Here is a 16,008-nt window from a genome sequence, read left to right on the forward strand (position 1 = left end):
ATTTTCCGTTATGCAAGCAATAACCCGCTTCACCCGAACTGGGGACAGTTACAGGCATCACCTATATAACCCCAGCGCAAAAAACAAGAATAACTTGCATGAAAATCAGTTTTAACATTTTCAAAACAGCTCTAGAACAAGGCTTTCAGACGAGAAATCGTCATCAGTTTGTCATGTCAGAGCAATCAACCTATCACAATGACTCGCAATACTGCCGCTGCTTTCAACATCCCAAGAGTTGCTATCTACCGCGCTCTTTTGCCGCAGTAGTTATCGGGACGATTATCGAGCTTTCTCGGCTATGGAGATTAATATGCAACGTGTTACCCAAATGACTGTGGCTGCCCTGTGCGGTGGTTTGTTAATGGCCGCGAGTGTTCCGGCCAACGCTGCAGTTGATGCAAAACTTCTTGAAATGCTCAAGGCCAACGGCTCGATCTCGCAAGCTCAATATGCGGAACTGCAAGCTGAACTGAGCAAAGACCAGGCCGCTCAAGCGCAGCAACAGCAAGCCATCGCCGCTGCCAGCAGCAAGGCTTCGGACCTGAGCGCTTTCGAGCAAAAAGTGGCCTGGGCCGCCAAGACTCAGTTCAAGGGTGACGTACGCGTTCGTCAGGAAACCATCAAGATTGATGGCCAGAACAACTCCCAGGACAAGGATCGCCAGCGTATCCGTGCCCGTCTGGGTGCCTACACCGAAATCAACCCGCAGGTGAGCACCGGTATCCGTATCGCCACCGGCGGCAGCAACGATGCCCGCTCCACCAACCAGGACCTGGACGGCTACTTCGTCAAGAAAGACCTGTGGCTGGACCAGGGTTACATCGACTACCACCCGGACGCGATCAAGAACCTGCACATCATCGGCGGCAAGATGAACCAGCCGTGGGTGAGCATGGGCGATATCATCTGGGATAGCGACATCAACCCGGAAGGTCTGGCCGTTACCTATAGCCTGCCAATCAGCAAAGGCTTCGAGTTGTTCGGCAGCGCCGGTAACTACACCCTCAAGGACAACATCGACGGCGACGGCACCCAGTTCAAGAACGACCTGCGCCTGAACGCCGGTCAGTTGGGCGTCAAGTTCGCACCGATCGACATGCTGAAATTCACCGCCGGCGGCAGTGTTTATCAGTACCAGAACGACAAGGACGCAGCCGCCTTGTCGGTCAACGGCAACAACACCAACCGCTTCCGCCTTCTGGAAGGCTTCGCGCAAATGGACATCAATGGCCTGGCCGTTCCCCTGGCCCTGTATGGCCAGTACGTGGTCAACAACGCCACCGACAGCGACGAAGACACTGGCTGGCTGACCGGCGTGAAAACCAAGGTGTTCGGTTTCAACCTGGACTACAACTACCGCGATACTCAGCGTAACGCAGTGGTTGGCGCCTTCACCGACTCCGACTTCGCCAACGGCACCACAGGTTCGCGCGGTCACAAGCTGAAAGTGGGCTACGACATCGACAAGAACTTCGCTGTCGGCGCGACCTACTTCCTGACCAAGGCTGACTTCGCCAACACCGCTCGCCGCGATGCTGACGCCAACACCCTGCAGCTGGACGTTGAAGCCAAGTTCTAAGAATGGCTGAGACCCTGCTGCACGCGTGAACCCCGGCCTCTAGCCGTTTGCCAGTCATGGCAGGCGGCCAGAGGTTTTTTTGTGCCTGGGTTTTTGTGCGTTCTGCAGAGCTGCCTTTGTCTCCATCCTGTGGGACCGGCTTCAGCCGGGAAGACGTATTCCCGGCTGAAGCCGGTCCCACAGGATGGTATTTCAATTCAGATGCAACGGATTATTTGCTAGGCTCCGGCACCCCATCGCTTCATGAACGATAACCTTCAATTCTTTCTTCCCCGGAGAAAGCATGGACCTGACCCAACTGGAGCTGTTCAAGGCCGTTGCCGAAGAAGGCAGCATCAGCGCTGCGGCCCAGCGCCTGCATCGCGTGCCCTCCAACCTCACCACCCGCATAAAGCAGCTTGAGCAAGAGCTGGGCGTGGATCTGTTTATCCGCGAGAAGCTACGCCTGCGCCTGTCCGCTACCGGCTGGACCTTCCTCACCTATACCCGGCGCATTCTCGATCTGGTGGAAGAAGCCCGCCAGGCCACCTCAGGCACCGAACCCCAGGGGATTTTCGCCCTCGGTTCGCTGGAAAGCACGGCGGCGGTACGCCTGCCCGCCCTGCTCGCCGACTTCCATCAACGTTACCCGAAAGTCGAGCTGGACCTGTCCACCGGGCCGTCCGGGGATATGATCGACGGCGTGCTCTCCGGGCGCTTGAGCACGGCCCTGGTCGACGGTCCGTTGCATCATCCGGACCTGGACGGTATCGAAGTCTTCAACGAAGAAATGCTGCTGATCACCGCCGCCAGCCATGTGCCCGTCAGTCGCGCGCAGGACGTCAACGGCAAGACTGTCTACGGCTTTCGCTCAAACTGCTCCTATCGCCGGCATTTCGAGGAATGGTTCAAGGCCGACGAAGCCATGCCGGGCAAGATCTTCGAAATGGAGTCCTACCACGGCATCCTTGCCTGCGTGACTGCCGGTGCCGGAGTGGCCATCGTGCCACGCAGCATGCTGGAGAGCATGCCGGGCAGCCGTAACGTCAATGCCTATCCGCTCAACGAAGCCTTTCGCTACCGCACCATCTGGCTGATCTGGCGCCATGGTGCACGCTCAGCGAACCTGACGGCCTTTATCGACATGATCAAACAGCAGCCCCCCGAAGCGCTGGCCCGGATGGCCTGATCAGTCTCAAGGCAGGCGGCGGTAGCGGTAGGCCTGGGTCTGGTAAGGAAAGGCGATGGTCTGCTGCTCGCGCAGGGCCGGATGACTGTGGATCAGCTGGCGCAGTTGTCGGGCCACATCCTCGTTCTGCTCAGCGGGCAACGCAGCGATAAAGCTCACCGACATGAAGCGCTTGATGATCACTTCTTCGGCCGTGCCGCTATGGCTATAAGCGAAACAGCTCAGCTGCGGCTCGGCGAAGTAACGCCCGGTAAAGGCTTCGCGCCATTTGCCATTGTGGAAGCGCGGCGTGTCGCCTTCATAAGGGGTGATGATCTCGGTGATCGCCGCCACCCAGTCCACCGACTCATCACGCACGTTCCAGATCAGCCCCAACTGCCCGCCGGGCTTGAGCACCCGATGGATCTCGGCCAGGGCCGCCTCGCTGGCAAACCAGTGAAAGGCCTGGGCGCAGGTCACCGCGTCGGCGGTTTGTGGGTCGCTGGGGATGCTTTCGGCGGTGCCTTCGAGGATGCTCAGCTGCGGCAGGCTCTTGACGAACTCGTCGCGCATGGCGGCCACCGGCTCGACGGCGAGGATGTCGTGGCTGACCGAGCTGAGCAGGCGGGTGAACTTGCCGGTGCCGGCGCCAAGATCGATCACAGTTGACTCGGCCTGGATGCCAAGCTCTTCAGCCAGCCAGGTCTTGAGACCCTCCGGATAGTCAGGACGGCCCTGGGTGTAGGTCGTGGCCTGGGTGGAAAAGCCTTTTTGCGCGGATTGGTGGACGCCGGTCATGGTTGCCTCCTGAATCGATTAGCGCGCCTTTCGCAGGAGCGGCTTCAGCCGCGAGGGCGCTCTCCCGGCTAAAGCCGGTCCTACAGGTCATCTGTTGACAGTCCCGTGCAGCCCCTATCCCTTGGATACAGCGGCTGCGTTTATACACCTGCGACAAGTCCATTTGCAGGTGGACCATGGTAGAACACGGCGTTAACCTGCTGCTTTTCATTTAATCATCTGCCCCTGCCCATCGAGACCGCTATGCCCCTGAATCTGGACACCGTCATCGACCGCCACGCCACCGGCAGCAAGAAGTGGAGCCAGTACCCCGCCGACGTATTGCCGATGTGGGTCGCAGACATGGATTTTCCGGTTGCCCCGGTCATCATCGACGCCCTGCAAAAACGCCTTGAGCACCCCATGCTCGGCTATTGCGTGGCCCAGGACAGCCTGCGTCAGACCTTGGTCGAGCATCTGTGGAGCGCTTATGGCTGGCGGGTCGAGCCTCAGGAGTTGATCTTCCTGCCCGGCGTCATGCCCGGCGTCAATATGGCCCTCAACGCCCTGGTACGTCCCGGCAAGCCGGTGATCGTGCAGACCCCCAACTACTCGCCCCTGCTGCTGTGTGCCGCCAACTGGAGTCTGCCTCGGGTTGACCTGCCGTTCAGCGCCGATGCCAATGGCGAGTACCACACCGATATCGCCGCCCTGAAGAAAGCTCTGCCCGGCGCCGGTGCCTTCGTCATGAGCAACCCGCACAACCCTCTGGGCAAGGTGTTCAGCCGCGAGGAGCTGCAACAGATCGGCGACGCCTGCCTAGCCAACGACACGCTGATCATCAGCGATGAAATCCACGCCGACGTACTGTTCGACGGGCGCAAACACACGCCGATCGCCTCACTGAGCCCGGAACTGGCGCGACGCACCATCACCCTGATGTCGGCCAGCAAGGCCTATAACATTGCAGGCCTGAAGACCGCCTTCGCCATCGTCCAGGACCCGGAGTTGCGTCATCGCTTCAACAGCGGTCGTCTGGACATGGTCGACAGCGTCAACGCCATGGGTCTGGAAGCCACTCAAGTAGCCTACGCTCAGGGCCGCGAATGGCTGGCCCAGGTGCAGGCCTATCTGCAAGCCAACCGTGATTATCTGGCGGACGCCCTGAAAACCCGCTTTCCGGGGATCCAGATGCATTTGCCGCAAAGCACCTATTTGGCCTGGCTGGATTGCTCGGGTCTGGGTCTGGTCAATCCGCAGAAGTTCTTTCTGGAAAAAGCCAAAGTCGCCCTGAGCGCCGGGCCTGAGTTCGGTGAGGACTGCAAACAGTACGTGCGCCTGAACTTCGGCTGCCCACGGCCATTGCTGGAAGAAGGTCTGGCGCGGATGGAGCGGAGTCTGCAGGGTCTTTAACAGCGCTGCGGTGAGATATCTGTGGGACCGGCTTTAGCCGGGAAGAGGCCGGTATATCCACCGCATTTTCTGGCCATCAAAATGCTTTCCCGGCTGAAGCCGGTCCCACATTGGCCATTCACAACCCCGCATCATCCTCCACCGGCCGGCTCGCCCGGTAACTCCCCGGGTTCTCTCCGGTCCACTTCTTGAACGCCCGGTGAAATGCACTGGGTTCCTGAAAGCCCACCATCACAGCGATATCGCCAATGCTCAGCCGCGTCTGGCGCAATTTCTGCTGGGCGATGCCGCGGCGTACTTCGTCCTTGATCTCCTGGAAGGCACAGCCTTCGCGCTCCAGTCGACGGCGGAAGGTGGTCTGGCTAAGGTGCAGCTCCCGGGCCATTTCCACCAGGGTCGGCCATTGCCCGTAATGGCTGTTGCGCAGACGCTGATAGACCTGGGCGGCCAGGCCCTGCTGGTTGCGGAAGCGGATAATCAACCAGTGCGGCGCGGTGCGCAGGAAGGTTTTCAGGTTGGCCAGGCTCTGCACCACCGGCAGGCGCAGGTACTGGCTGGAGAACTCCACTTCGGTGCGGTTGCCGCCAAAAGTCAGGTTAAACCCCCAAAGCAGAGAGTCATCGGCCATGCGCGGGCGGCCGTGCTGCAATTGCACCCGGTCCAGGGCGATGCGCCGACCGCTGAGCCAGCACAGCAGGCTGACGATCAGTTGCAGGAAGGTTTCCACGCCAAAACGCAGGCGTTCATCGCCCTCGCCCCGGCTTTCGACACAAATGATTGCGCGCTGGCCGCGAATCACCAGGCTGCCGCGAAAGTCGCGCAGGAACAGAGAGAAGTTGCCCAGGCATTGGCGCAAGGCCTTTTCCAGATTGGGTTCCTGAATCAGCCCGCGACAGATCAGGGCAAAGCCGCCCCTGGGCATGCCGTGGGAATCAAGGCAGAAAAACTCGTCGTCCAGCTCGCGCAGCAGAATCAGCCACAGCTGCGCAAAGGCGCTGACCGACACCCGACCGTCCGGCTGCTGCAGCACGGCTTCGTCAATGCCGGCCTCGGCCAGCACGGCCTGGCGGCGCAACGGCTGTTCGCGCAAGGCGTAGGTCACGGTCTGCACGTAATAGACCGCGACTGAATCCTTTTCCTGCATGCCCGGTTTTTCCTTCTTATTTGATCAGAGCCGACCTCTGAGGGTGCCAATGGTAAAGAACGCCAACGCATCTGGACAGTTTCGACATAGGCCCCGACAGGATGCGCGCCCTAGACTGCGCCGCCTGCCGTGAAAGCGTCTTTACTTTTTATTTTCAACAACAGTTCCAGGGAGTCGACATGAGCAATAACGAGGTTTATATCGTCAGTGCGCTGCGCACCGCCATCGGCGGTTTCGGCGGCTCGCTCAAGGACGTCTCGCCCATCGAACTGGGTACCCAGGTCAGCCGCGCCGCCCTGCAACAGTCCGGGCTTGAAGCCGGGCACATCGGCCATGTGGTCATGGGCCATGTCATCCCCACCGAAGTGCGTGACGCCTACCTGTCGCGGGTGGTGGCCATTGAGGCCGGGCTGAGCAAGGACACTCCAGCGTTCAACGTCAATCGCCTGTGCGGCTCGGGCCTGCAGGCCATCGTTTCCGGAGCCCAGGCGCTGATGCTCGGCGATGCCCAGGCGGTGCTGGCCGGCGGCAGCGAATCCATGAGCCGTGGTGCCTACATCATGCCGCAAGCCCGCTGGGGTGCGCGCATGGGCAATATCCAGGCGCTGGACTACATGCTCGGCGCCCTGCATGACCCGTTTGCCAATATCCATATGGGTATCACTGCGGAAAATATCGCCGAACACTACGGCATCACCCGGCAGGATCAGGACGCCCTGGCACTGGTCAGCCAACAACGTGCCGCCCGCGCCATTGCCGAAGGCCGTTTCACCGGTCAGATCGTGCCAGTGGAAATCGCTACCCGTAAAGGCACCGTGCAGTTCTCGGTGGACGAGCATGTGCGCAGCGATGTCAGCGAAGAACAATTGGCGAAAATGAAACCGGCGTTCAAGAAGGACGGCACGGTCACCGCAGGCAACGCCTCGGGGTTGAACGACGGTGCAGCGGCATTGGTCATGGCCACTGGCGCGCTGGTTCGTGAACAGGGCCTCAAGCCCCTGGCCCGCCTGGTCGCCTACGCCCATGCCGGCGTCGAGCCGTCGATGATGGGCCTGGGGCCGATCCCGGCGACGCGCAAGGTCCTGGAAAAAGCCGGGCTGACTGTCGCCGATCTGGATGTCATCGAATCCAACGAGGCCTTTGCCGCCCAGGCCTGCAGCGTCGCCCGCGAACTGGGCTTCGACCCGGACAAGGTCAACCCCAACGGCTCGGGTATTTCCCTCGGTCACCCGGTCGGCGCAACCGGCGCAATCATCGCCACCAAGGCCATCCACGAACTGCACCGGATCCAGGGCCGCTATGCTCTGGCGACCATGTGCATTGGCGGTGGCCAAGGTATTGCCGTGCTGTTTGAACGGGTCTGAACGGAGAAATCATCATGAGTCTGCACAATATTGCCGTGATCGGCGCCGGTACCATGGGCAACGGCATTGCCCAGGTCTGCGCCACGTCCGGCCTGCCGGTCACCCTGCTGGATATCTCCGATGCTGCCCTCGAGCGTGGCATGGCGACGATTCGCAAGAACCTGGAGCGTCAGGTCAATAAGCAGGTGATCACTGAAGATGAAGCGGCCAGTGCGCTGCATCGCATCCACTGCACCACCGACTACGCCTCACTGAACGACGCCGACTGGGTGATCGAGGCCGCCACGGAAAACCTCGAACTCAAACTGCGCCTGCTCAAGCAGATCGCCGAGCACGTCAGCGCCGACTGTGTGATTGCCTCCAACACTTCGTCGCTGTCGATCACTCAATTGGCCGCAAGCGTGGCCAATCCGGAGCGCTTCATCGGTCTGCACTTCTTCAATCCGGTGCCGATGATGGGCCTGATCGAGGTCATTCGTGGCCTGCAAACCAGCGACCTGACGCACTTCCAGGCCCTGGAAATGGCCGCACGCCTGAACAAGACCGCGATCACCGCCGGCAACCGCCCAGGCTTTGTGGTCAATCGCATTCTGGTGCCGATGATCAACGAAGCCATCCTGGTTTTCCAGGAAGGCCTGGCCAGCGCCCAGGATATCGACGACGGCATGCGCCTGGGCTGCAACCAGCCTATCGGCCCCCTGGCCCTGGCCGACCTGATCGGCCTGGACACCCTGCTGGCGATCATGCAGGCCTTCCATGAGGGCTTCAACGACAGCAAATACCGCCCCGCGCCACTGCTCAAGGAAATGGTCGCGGCGGGTTATCTGGGGCGCAAGACCGGGCGCGGCTTCCATAGCTATAACTGACCGGTCTTGTTCTTGAGGATTTCCAGTACCGCATTGGCGGCGTTGGACAGCAACGAAGTCGGTCGGGCGATGACACTGATGCGTCGCTCGACCGGGATCGGCAGTTGCACATAGTCAAAAGCGCCACCAGCCTCGGGCAACAGCGCCCTGGGCAAAATGCTCAGGCAATGGCCCTTGGCGACCAGATCGAGCAAGGTATCGACATTGCTCAGCTCACCGCGATGAATCAGGCGCAACGGCACCGAGGCCAACTGGCTGTGCAGGCGCTCGACGCCGGGGTGACGCCAGGACACATAGCGGATCGCCTGGACCAATTCATGGAAGTTGCGGGTTTGCGGCCATTTGCTGCGCGCCGTGACCAGTACGTAGTCATCGCGCCAGTGATGGTGTTCGAGGTGATGATCGTCCAGCGCAGTGCTGGGCATGATCAGGATATCGGCCGAGTCCTTGCGCAGGACCTCAAGCGAAGGGTTCTGCTCGCTGCTGTGCACAACGCTCAGATGCACTTCCGGATAGCGTTGCGACAACGACTCGATCGCCGCCTCCAGTGTGGTTTCCTGGATATGGGTGAAATAGTGGATGCTGACACTGCCGCCTACGGCATTTTTTTTAGTTGTTCCAGGGTCGCCATGATCTGCCCCAGGGTCTGGTTGATCACCTGGCCTTCGGGGGTCAGGGTGCAACCACTGCGGCTGCGCACGAACAGGCGCTTGTTGAAGAAGTCTTCGACTTCCTTGATGGCGTAGCTGATGTTGGACTGGCTGACGCCGAGGATGGCGGCGGCTTCGGAAAACGAACCTTGCAGCGCGACGGTCTGCACGACTTTAAAGAAGTGGGTTTTCATGGGGCGACTCTCACGGGAGCACGAAGGCAACCGCAGCGGCCACCCTACTCCGAACCGCATGGCGACGGATACACAGGAGCGAGGCGAACCTGTCCGGGTTGCCGGATATTGTTCAGAACAGCGGTGGCACACCCGGCGTCCGGGCATGCCCGCAGGCATAGGGTCACGGATGGCAATCCGTGCCAACCATTACAGTGTTCTGGTTCCGCAACCCCGAAACCGTGCAGCCTGCATGGCTCAGTCGTTCTCGGTCCAGTCAAAATCCATTTGCAGCGCGGTACGCTCGGCCAACTCGCGGCTGTGCAGACGCTCGACCATATGCAGGCTCATATCGATACCGGCGGAAATACCCGCCGACGTCACGAAGGCGCCCTCATCGACCCAGCGCAGGGTGCTGAGCACGTCCACTGACGGAAACATCTCCTTGAGGTCGTTGATATCTTCCCAGTGAGTGGTGACCTGCTTACCCGCCAGCTTGCCGGTCTTGGCTACCAGGAAGGCCCCGGTGCAGACCGCCGCCACGACACGCTCGGGCACCGATTGATCACTGATCCAGCGAATCACATCCGGCTTTTCCAGCTCGGCATTGACTACGCCACCGGGCACGATCAGGCAATCGATGTGCGGGTGATCGGAGATGGAGAAATCCGGGTCCACTTTCAGCCCGGCGCGGGCACGTACCGGCGCGGTGCTGCGCCCTACGGTAAAGACATTGAACAACGCGCGGTCATCGCGGCTGTTACGGGCATGCATACGCGTCGCCGTCGTGAAGACTTCATAAGGCCCGGCAAAGTCGAGAACTTCAACGTCATCAAAAACGTAGATACCAATGTTGATCGACACGAGTGCACTCCTCGGCCTGCTTGCGCGGCCGCCATTCATAGATAATTTGAAATAACTGGATCTGTTGCTGACAGACCTCAGGTTAACGAGTACAACTACGGCCAACCACTGTCCCAAATGCCAATATCCGGTAACATCGCGCCATGAAAAATCATCTCGTCGTTGCGTTGATCTACAACCAGCTTTGCACCTTCGAATTTGGCTGCACGGTTGAAGTCTTTGCCCTGAAAAGGAAGGAACTCGGCGTGCCCTGGTACGAGTTCGCCACCTACCCGGTGGATGAGGGTCCGATCACCGCCGCCGGGGGCATTACCATTGTGCCGACGGGCGAAGTACTGCTGGAAAACGCCGACACCATCATCGTGCCGGGCTGGCGCGGGGTTGAATCAGAGGTGCCGCAGAAGCTGATCGAACAGCTGCAGGCGGCCCATGCCCGAGGCGCGCGGATCTGTTCGATCTGCACCGGCGCCTTTGTCCTCGCGGCCGCCGGGCTGCTCGAAGGTCAGCGCGTGACCACCCACTGGCGCTACACCGATCTGCTGGCCAGCATGTACCCAGGCCTGACCGTGCAACCCAACGAGTTGTATGTCGATGAAGGCAATATCGTCACCGCAGCCGGCTCGGCGGCGGGCCTGGACATGATGCTGCATCTGGTGCGCAACGATCACGGCGCCAAGGTGGCGAACATGGTCGCTCAGCGCATGGTTATCCCGCCCCATCGCGACGGCGGCCAGTCGCAGTACGCGTCACGCCAACTGGTGTCGAGCGGTGATGGTCAGGTATCCAAGCTGATGGACTGGATCCGCAGCGACCTGCAACACCCCCACACCATCAAGGAAATGGCCGACCGTGCCGCCGTCAGCACCCGCACCCTGCACCGCAGCTTCATGGACAGCACGGGGCTGACGCCTTATGACTGGCTGCTGGGCGAGCGAATCGCCTATGCCAAGGAGCTGCTGGAGTCCTCGCATCGGCGTCTGACGGAGATTGTCGAAGCGGCGGGTTTCGGCTCGGAAGAGTCCTTCCGCCGCCACTTCCGCAATTTGGTGGGGATCAGCCCGAGCAGCTATCGCAAGCAGTTTGCGCGGGCGTGAGTTTTGACTGTGGGACCGGCTTTAGCCGGGAATAGGCCTTCCCGGCTAAAGCCGGTCCCACAGATGTCATTCCAATTCAGATAATCAGGTTACCCATAAATCGCGGCTACCAACCCCTCCGCCACCTCCCCCCAGGCCCCGGCGACCGCGGTGTTGGTCAGGCATACCAGGCTGATCCGCGCCTCTGGATCGACCCAGTAATGACAGCCATACAAGCCGCACCAGGACCAGGTCCCGGCGCCCTGCCGTTGCCCGGCCACTACCGGATCGGTCAATAACAGCGGCCCCAGGCCGAATTTCCAGCCCGGCCCGCGATGACTGATTTCGATGTCGCCAATGCCGTTACCCAACAAAAGCGCGGTACTGGCCGGTTGCAGCAAGGGCGCACCACCCAGACGCAGGCATTCGAGCACTCGCAGGTACTCATCCGCCGTACCCAGCAAACCCGCACCAGCCGAGGGATAGCCCTGACGGTCAGGCGCCAGCCGGGCCTGACACCCGTCGATTTCCAGCACCTCATCGACCACCATGGGCAGCCCGCCGTCCTTGTAGGCCTGTGGCAGGATTTGACCGGTTTCCCGTTCGAACGAGGTCGCGCTCATACCCAGCGGCCCGGTGACCCAGCGCGCAATGGCGTCCGGCAATGCCAGGCCACTGGCGACTTCGATCACCGCGCCAAGCACATCAGTGGCCAGTGAGTAACACCAGGCGCTACCGGGTTCGAACAGCAGGGGCGCATCGGCCAGACGTCGTAGATTCTCGTCCATTCCGAACGCCACCTGATCCAGCCCATCCGACACCCCTGTCCGCTCATAGGCATTGCCCGGCGGCATCTCGAAGCCGTAGCCCAGGCCTGCTGTATGGGACAGCAGATGGCGCAGGCGAATGACTGGCTCACGCCCATCGGCAAGCCGGGGCCGAAACCCCGGAAGCCAGTCACTCACCGCCCCATCGAGCTGCAATAACCCCAGCTCGCACAGGCGCAGCACGCAGACAGAAGTCAGCAGTTTGCTCAGGGAAGCCAGGCGAAAGCGCGTCTGCCGGGTAACCCGCAATCCGGCCTCGCGATCGGCCCAGCCCAGGGCCCCGGCATAGCGCAGCTCGCCCTGCTGGGCCAGCAATAACACGCCACCGACGATCTGCCCGCGAGCAGTCACATCGCGCCAATAGTCAGCAACACGCGCAATCGTGACAGACCCCAGCCCCGTGGGAGCGAGGCTTGCCCGCGAAAGCAATGTTTCAGACGCAAGAGATACAGCGGATGTACCGGCCTCTTCGCGGGCAAGCCTCGCTCCCACGGGATGGGTGCGCTTATAAGGCACGCAAAAATATCTCGCTATACACCTGCGCCGAATGCCGAATCGGATTGGTATGGGAGCAACCATCGGCAAACGCCATGCGACCCACCAGCTCGGCATCCCGATCGTCGATGCCCAGGGCGCTCAAGCGATGGGGAATGCCGATCTGTTCGCGCAGGCCCAGCAGCCAGTCCATCACCCCGCTGAAACCAGCGCGAGGAAGGTCGAGCAAGCGTGCCAGATCGTTCATCTGCGGCCCCAGCACGGCGGCGTTGGCCTCCAGCACATAAGGCAGCAGGATGGCGTTAAGCAAGCCGTGATGGTGGTCGTACAGGGCACCGAGGGTCTGGGCGATGGCATGGACGCCGCCCAGACCGCGCTGGAACGCCGCCGCGCCGAGGCTCGAAGCCACCAGCATCTGCTGTCGCGCGTCGAGATCGCTGCCATCGGCTACGGCCAGGGGCAAGTAGTGTTTGATCAACTGCATGCCCTTGACCGCCACGGCCTCGGCCATGGGGTGGTACATCGGCGAGCAATAGGCCTCCATGCAGTGGGTCAAGGCATCCACACCGGTGGCAGCGGTCAAATGTGCGGGCAATTCCAGGGTCAGGGTCGGGTCGAGAATCGCCACTCGCGGCATCATCCGCGCATGCAGGATGGTGCGTTTGACCCGCGCTTCTTCGTCAGTGATGACCGAAGCGCGCCCGACTTCCGAGCCGGTCCCGGCGGTGGTCGGCAAGGCCACGACCGGCGCGATGCCCAAAGGGTCGACGCGCAGGTGGTTATCGCCGATATCCTCGAAATCCCACAGCGGACGGCTTTGCCCCGACATCAGCGCCACAGCCTTGGCAGCATCCAGAGCCGAGCCGCCGCCAAAGGCGATTACACCGTCATGCTCGCCGTGCTGATAGACCTGCAGCCCCTGGGCGACGTTATGGCCGGTGGGGTTGCCCTTGACCTGGTCGAACAGCCCGCAGCTGCCAAGCGCGTCAGTACAATCGGCAACGGCTGAACGAATCATCGCCGTGCCGCCAAGAAACTGATCGGTAATCAGCAAGGGCCGCGTAATACCCGCCACACGGCAGGCGTCAGCCAGTTCGCGAACGCGGCCAGCGCCCACGCGAATGGCGGTCGGGTAGTTCCAGTTAGCGTTTTTCATGGGCTCAGCTCCAGGTGATCAGGCCGACCGGCAGCAGACCGATCAACAGGCGAATACCGAAGGCGACCATGAACAGCCCGGTGACGATGTCGATGGTCTTTTTCATCCGCGCATAGCGCTGCTGCACCGAAGGAATGGAGAACAGCGTGGCCAGCAGGACGAACCAGGAAATCGCCAACACGGCAATGATCGAGACCCCGGCGGTGCGCACCCACATCGGCATGCCTGGCGTGGTCACGGTGGTGAACACGCTGGTGTAGAACGCCAGGGCCTTGGGATTGGTCATGTTGGTCAGCAGGCCAAAGCGGTAGGCGCGACCGAGGTTTTGAATCCCCAGGGCAGCGATATCCCGAGGCTTGGGCTGGCTGCCGGCATTGCGCAGGCTTTTAGTGCCCAGCCAGGTCAGGTAGGCGCCGCCAAGCAATTGCAGGCCCGGTTGCACCCATGGCAGTTGCTGGAACACCAGGCCCAGACCGGTGGCGGCCAGCAAGGCCCAGATGATGCTGCCCGATGCGACTCCCAGACCCGCGCAGATTCCCTGTTGCCGGGACTGACTGTACGACAGTTGGGTGATGACCAGAAAGTTCGGACCAGGGCTGATGATCAGCACGATAAAGGCGCCGGCCAGGGCCGTGAGCAAAGTGATCTCGGACATAAGTAGTTTCCTTTCAGGTATGAAATTGAGTGTTGGTGAAACGAATTAACCGGCCAGGGCGGGCAGCACCCTGGCAACGCCCAGCGCCTCAAGGCACGACTGCGCGGCTTCGCGCGCCTGCAGGGGCGCGCGGCATGTCGGGTCGAGGGTGGGCACGTAGTGGTTGTAGAAAAGGCAGCCTTCCACCGCCGGCCCCAGCACCCACAGGCGCTCATGCCGGGAGCCGTCGCTGCGCCGGGCGCGGTGATGTCGGTCGATGTCGATACCATCGGCGGGATAGTCATGGGCAGCACGCAACTGGCCCTGACGCAGCAGGTCATCGAGCAGCGGGTGGCGCTGGCGGAACAGACCGCTATGGGCATTGCGCGCCTGGATCAGGGCGTCCACGTCCACGCTCATGACCGCAGGGCCGGACATGGGCTGCAACCGATAGCCCGTGGCCTGCTCGCTCACCCGCATCGGTGGCAGCACCTGCACTACCCCGGCGTCGATCAAGGCCAGCAGGTCCTCGTAGCGTTCCTTTTGCGGTCCACCCACCAGGCGGTTGGACACCCCGGCCCAGCAGCCGTAGAAGTCCAGAGTCGAGGCTTCATCGAGGCCGTCGTGATCCACCGCCAGGCGCAGCAGATCGCGGTAATCGCGCCAGACTTCCAGAGCCTGCTTGAGCGGGCTTTGCCGGGTGCCCAGGCGACTGAGGGCCAGATCGCTGTCGATCCACTGACGAAACCAGTCGGCGTAATCCCGGGCATCACCCTGCCAGCCTTCGCTGCTCATCCATTGGTACGGGTCAAAGTCGCCATAGGTCTCGGCCAATTGTGCGAATAGCGCATCGCGTACCGGTTTCTCCATGGCGCCGCATAAACGAACCTGCAACTGCGCCATGTGCGGTGTGCCGAATTGTCGGGCCTTGACCTGATAAAACTGCGCGCGCATTTCATCGGCGATCAGGGGCAGCAGGTCGTGACGGAAGTCCAGACGCCGATCGCCGCAAGCCTTGCGCAAGGTGTCGATGGCTGCCGCAGTGAAATACAGGCGCGGGAGGCCCGGGCTCTTGCCTTCCTGCCACTGCGGCCGGGCATGAAACGGCAGGCCACTGCGAGAAAACAGAAACAGCTGCGGCTCACTCCCCGACGCCTGATAACGCCAACGATGGCCATCACGCACATAACGCCCGCCCCGCCCCTGAGTCAGGGCGGCCAGAGTATCCATGGCAGTCAGGCCCAAACCCTCAATGGCCACGCGTTGACCGGTGACCGGCCCCCCTGCGGCCATCAGCGCGTCCTGTCCGGCAGTGTCATGGCCTGTCGTAAGAAACATCCCGTCCGCTTCGTAGGAATCGCCATGCTCATCACGCAGCACATACCCCTCGCCACGGGGACGACAGGCGACGATACGTTCAGCGTGATGGCGAATCTCTATGTGCGCCGGGCACAGCTCCAATAGCAGCCGATAGCTGTCCTGCAGATAACGCCCCAACAGCTTGCGCGGGACAAAATCGCCGTAGGCCACAGGCCGCCCCGCACTGCCCAGATGGCCACGCTCATCCAGCACAATGCCCTGGGCATGACACCACTGGAGAAACCCCGGCATCGGCGTGGTACTGGCGGGAAAAGCCGTGGAAAATGCAGTCAACTGCCCGGCCATGGTATTGAGCATCAGGTAGTCCGGCTGCTCGGCCCAGTGCAGGCCGCCGCCCGGCTCCTGCGGGTCGAACACCTCGATCAGCAGACGCTGGCCGGGCCATTCCCGAGCCAGGCCCAGCAGTTGTTCCAGCACGCTAAGGCCTCTGGAGCCCATGCCGACGATGGCGATTGTGTGCATG

Annotated in this window: 15 protein-coding genes; 6 read left to right on the top strand and 9 right to left on the bottom strand. The window is 61.5% G+C overall.

Annotated features, from left to right (window positions below; translation table 11 throughout):
• The first annotated feature begins 313 nt into the window (after positions 1–313).
• Both AC1Z24_RS17395 and ptrR read left to right on the top strand, forming a co-directional pair.
• Entirely contained in the window at positions 314–1,582 is a 1,269-nt protein-coding gene (locus AC1Z24_RS17395; RefSeq protein WP_259102895.1) for a putative porin, read from the top strand.
• Positions 1,583–1,865: 283 nt separating this feature from the next.
• Complete coding sequence (ptrR, locus tag AC1Z24_RS17400; protein WP_483741927.1) at positions 1,866–2,750, top strand: putrescine utilization regulator PtrR; 885 nt, start codon at positions 1,866–1,868, stop codon at positions 2,748–2,750.
• 6 nt (positions 2,751–2,756) lie between these two features.
• Here the strand turns inward: ptrR and AC1Z24_RS17405 are convergent, their stop codons facing one another.
• Complete coding sequence (locus AC1Z24_RS17405; RefSeq protein ID WP_483741928.1) at positions 2,757–3,527, bottom strand: class I SAM-dependent methyltransferase; 771 nt, start codon at positions 3,525–3,527, stop codon at positions 2,757–2,759.
• Positions 3,528–3,770: 243 nt separating this feature from the next.
• Here AC1Z24_RS17405 and AC1Z24_RS17410 point away from each other — a divergent pair, with 243 nt between their 5' ends.
• Positions 3,771–4,919 carry a MalY/PatB family protein gene (locus AC1Z24_RS17410; RefSeq protein ID WP_483741929.1) on the top strand — a complete coding sequence of 383 codons (1,149 nt, stop codon included), beginning with the start codon at positions 3,771–3,773 and terminating at the stop codon, positions 4,917–4,919.
• Between the two features lie 118 nt (positions 4,920–5,037).
• Here the strand turns inward: AC1Z24_RS17410 and AC1Z24_RS17415 are convergent, their stop codons facing one another.
• Positions 5,038–6,063: an AraC family transcriptional regulator gene (locus AC1Z24_RS17415; RefSeq protein WP_483741930.1), complete on the bottom strand. Its 1,026-nt coding sequence runs from the start codon at positions 6,061–6,063 to the stop codon at positions 5,038–5,040.
• Between the two features lie 179 nt (positions 6,064–6,242).
• Here AC1Z24_RS17415 and AC1Z24_RS17420 point away from each other — a divergent pair, with 179 nt between their 5' ends.
• Positions 6,243–7,427, top strand: a complete 1,185-nt coding sequence (locus AC1Z24_RS17420; protein WP_483741931.1) for an acetyl-CoA C-acyltransferase family protein — start codon at positions 6,243–6,245, stop codon at positions 7,425–7,427.
• Between the two features lie 14 nt (positions 7,428–7,441).
• The gene (locus AC1Z24_RS17425) at positions 7,442–8,293 is read left to right on the top strand and encodes a 3-hydroxybutyryl-CoA dehydrogenase (RefSeq protein ID WP_483741932.1); all 852 of its coding nucleotides are present in this window, start codon (positions 7,442–7,444) and stop codon (positions 8,291–8,293) included.
• Here AC1Z24_RS17425 and AC1Z24_RS17430 read toward each other — a convergent pair.
• The 3 genes from AC1Z24_RS17430 to AC1Z24_RS17440 all read right to left on the bottom strand — a co-directional run bounded on the left by AC1Z24_RS17430 (position 8,284) and on the right by AC1Z24_RS17440 (position 9,980).
• Positions 8,284–8,841, bottom strand: coding sequence for a LysR substrate-binding domain-containing protein (locus AC1Z24_RS17430; protein WP_483746650.1), 558 nt, complete (start codon positions 8,839–8,841; stop codon positions 8,284–8,286). The genes AC1Z24_RS17425 and AC1Z24_RS17430 overlap by 10 nt on opposite strands.
• A gap of 47 nt (positions 8,842–8,888) precedes the next feature.
• Positions 8,889–9,137 carry a helix-turn-helix domain-containing protein gene (locus AC1Z24_RS17435; RefSeq protein ID WP_259102906.1) on the bottom strand — a complete coding sequence of 83 codons (249 nt, stop codon included), beginning with the start codon at positions 9,135–9,137 and terminating at the stop codon, positions 8,889–8,891.
• 237 nt (positions 9,138–9,374) lie between these two features.
• Positions 9,375–9,980, bottom strand: a complete 606-nt coding sequence (locus AC1Z24_RS17440; protein ID WP_483741933.1) for a DJ-1/PfpI family protein — start codon at positions 9,978–9,980, stop codon at positions 9,375–9,377.
• A gap of 143 nt (positions 9,981–10,123) precedes the next feature.
• On the opposite strand from AC1Z24_RS17440, the gene ftrA reads away from it, so the two are divergent.
• On the top strand, positions 10,124–11,074 hold the full coding sequence (gene ftrA, locus AC1Z24_RS17445; protein WP_259102909.1) for a transcriptional regulator FtrA: 951 nt from the start codon (positions 10,124–10,126) through the stop codon (positions 11,072–11,074).
• 89 nt (positions 11,075–11,163) lie between these two features.
• On the opposite strand, the gene AC1Z24_RS17450 is transcribed toward ftrA, so the two are convergent.
• The 4 genes from AC1Z24_RS17450 to AC1Z24_RS17465 all read right to left on the bottom strand — a co-directional run bounded on the left by AC1Z24_RS17450 (position 11,164) and on the right by AC1Z24_RS17465 (position 16,007).
• Positions 11,164–12,261 (bottom strand): serine hydrolase domain-containing protein, encoded by a 1,098-nt coding sequence (locus AC1Z24_RS17450; protein ID WP_483746651.1) that lies wholly within the window; start codon positions 12,259–12,261, stop codon positions 11,164–11,166.
• Between the two features lie 124 nt (positions 12,262–12,385).
• A complete protein-coding gene (locus tag AC1Z24_RS17455) occupies positions 12,386–13,531 on the bottom strand; it encodes an iron-containing alcohol dehydrogenase (RefSeq protein ID WP_483741934.1) in 1,146 nt (381 codons plus the stop codon).
• Positions 13,532–13,535: 4 nt separating this feature from the next.
• Positions 13,536–14,186 carry a LysE family transporter gene (locus tag AC1Z24_RS17460; protein WP_483741935.1) on the bottom strand — a complete coding sequence of 217 codons (651 nt, stop codon included), beginning with the start codon at positions 14,184–14,186 and terminating at the stop codon, positions 13,536–13,538.
• A 45-nt stretch (positions 14,187–14,231) separates the two neighbouring features.
• Positions 14,232–16,007: an FAD/NAD(P)-binding protein gene (locus tag AC1Z24_RS17465; RefSeq protein WP_483741936.1), complete on the bottom strand. Its 1,776-nt coding sequence runs from the start codon at positions 16,005–16,007 to the stop codon at positions 14,232–14,234.
• Position 16,008: the final 1 nt, after the last annotated feature.

This window comes from Pseudomonas sp. JL23 (assembly GCF_056933585.1).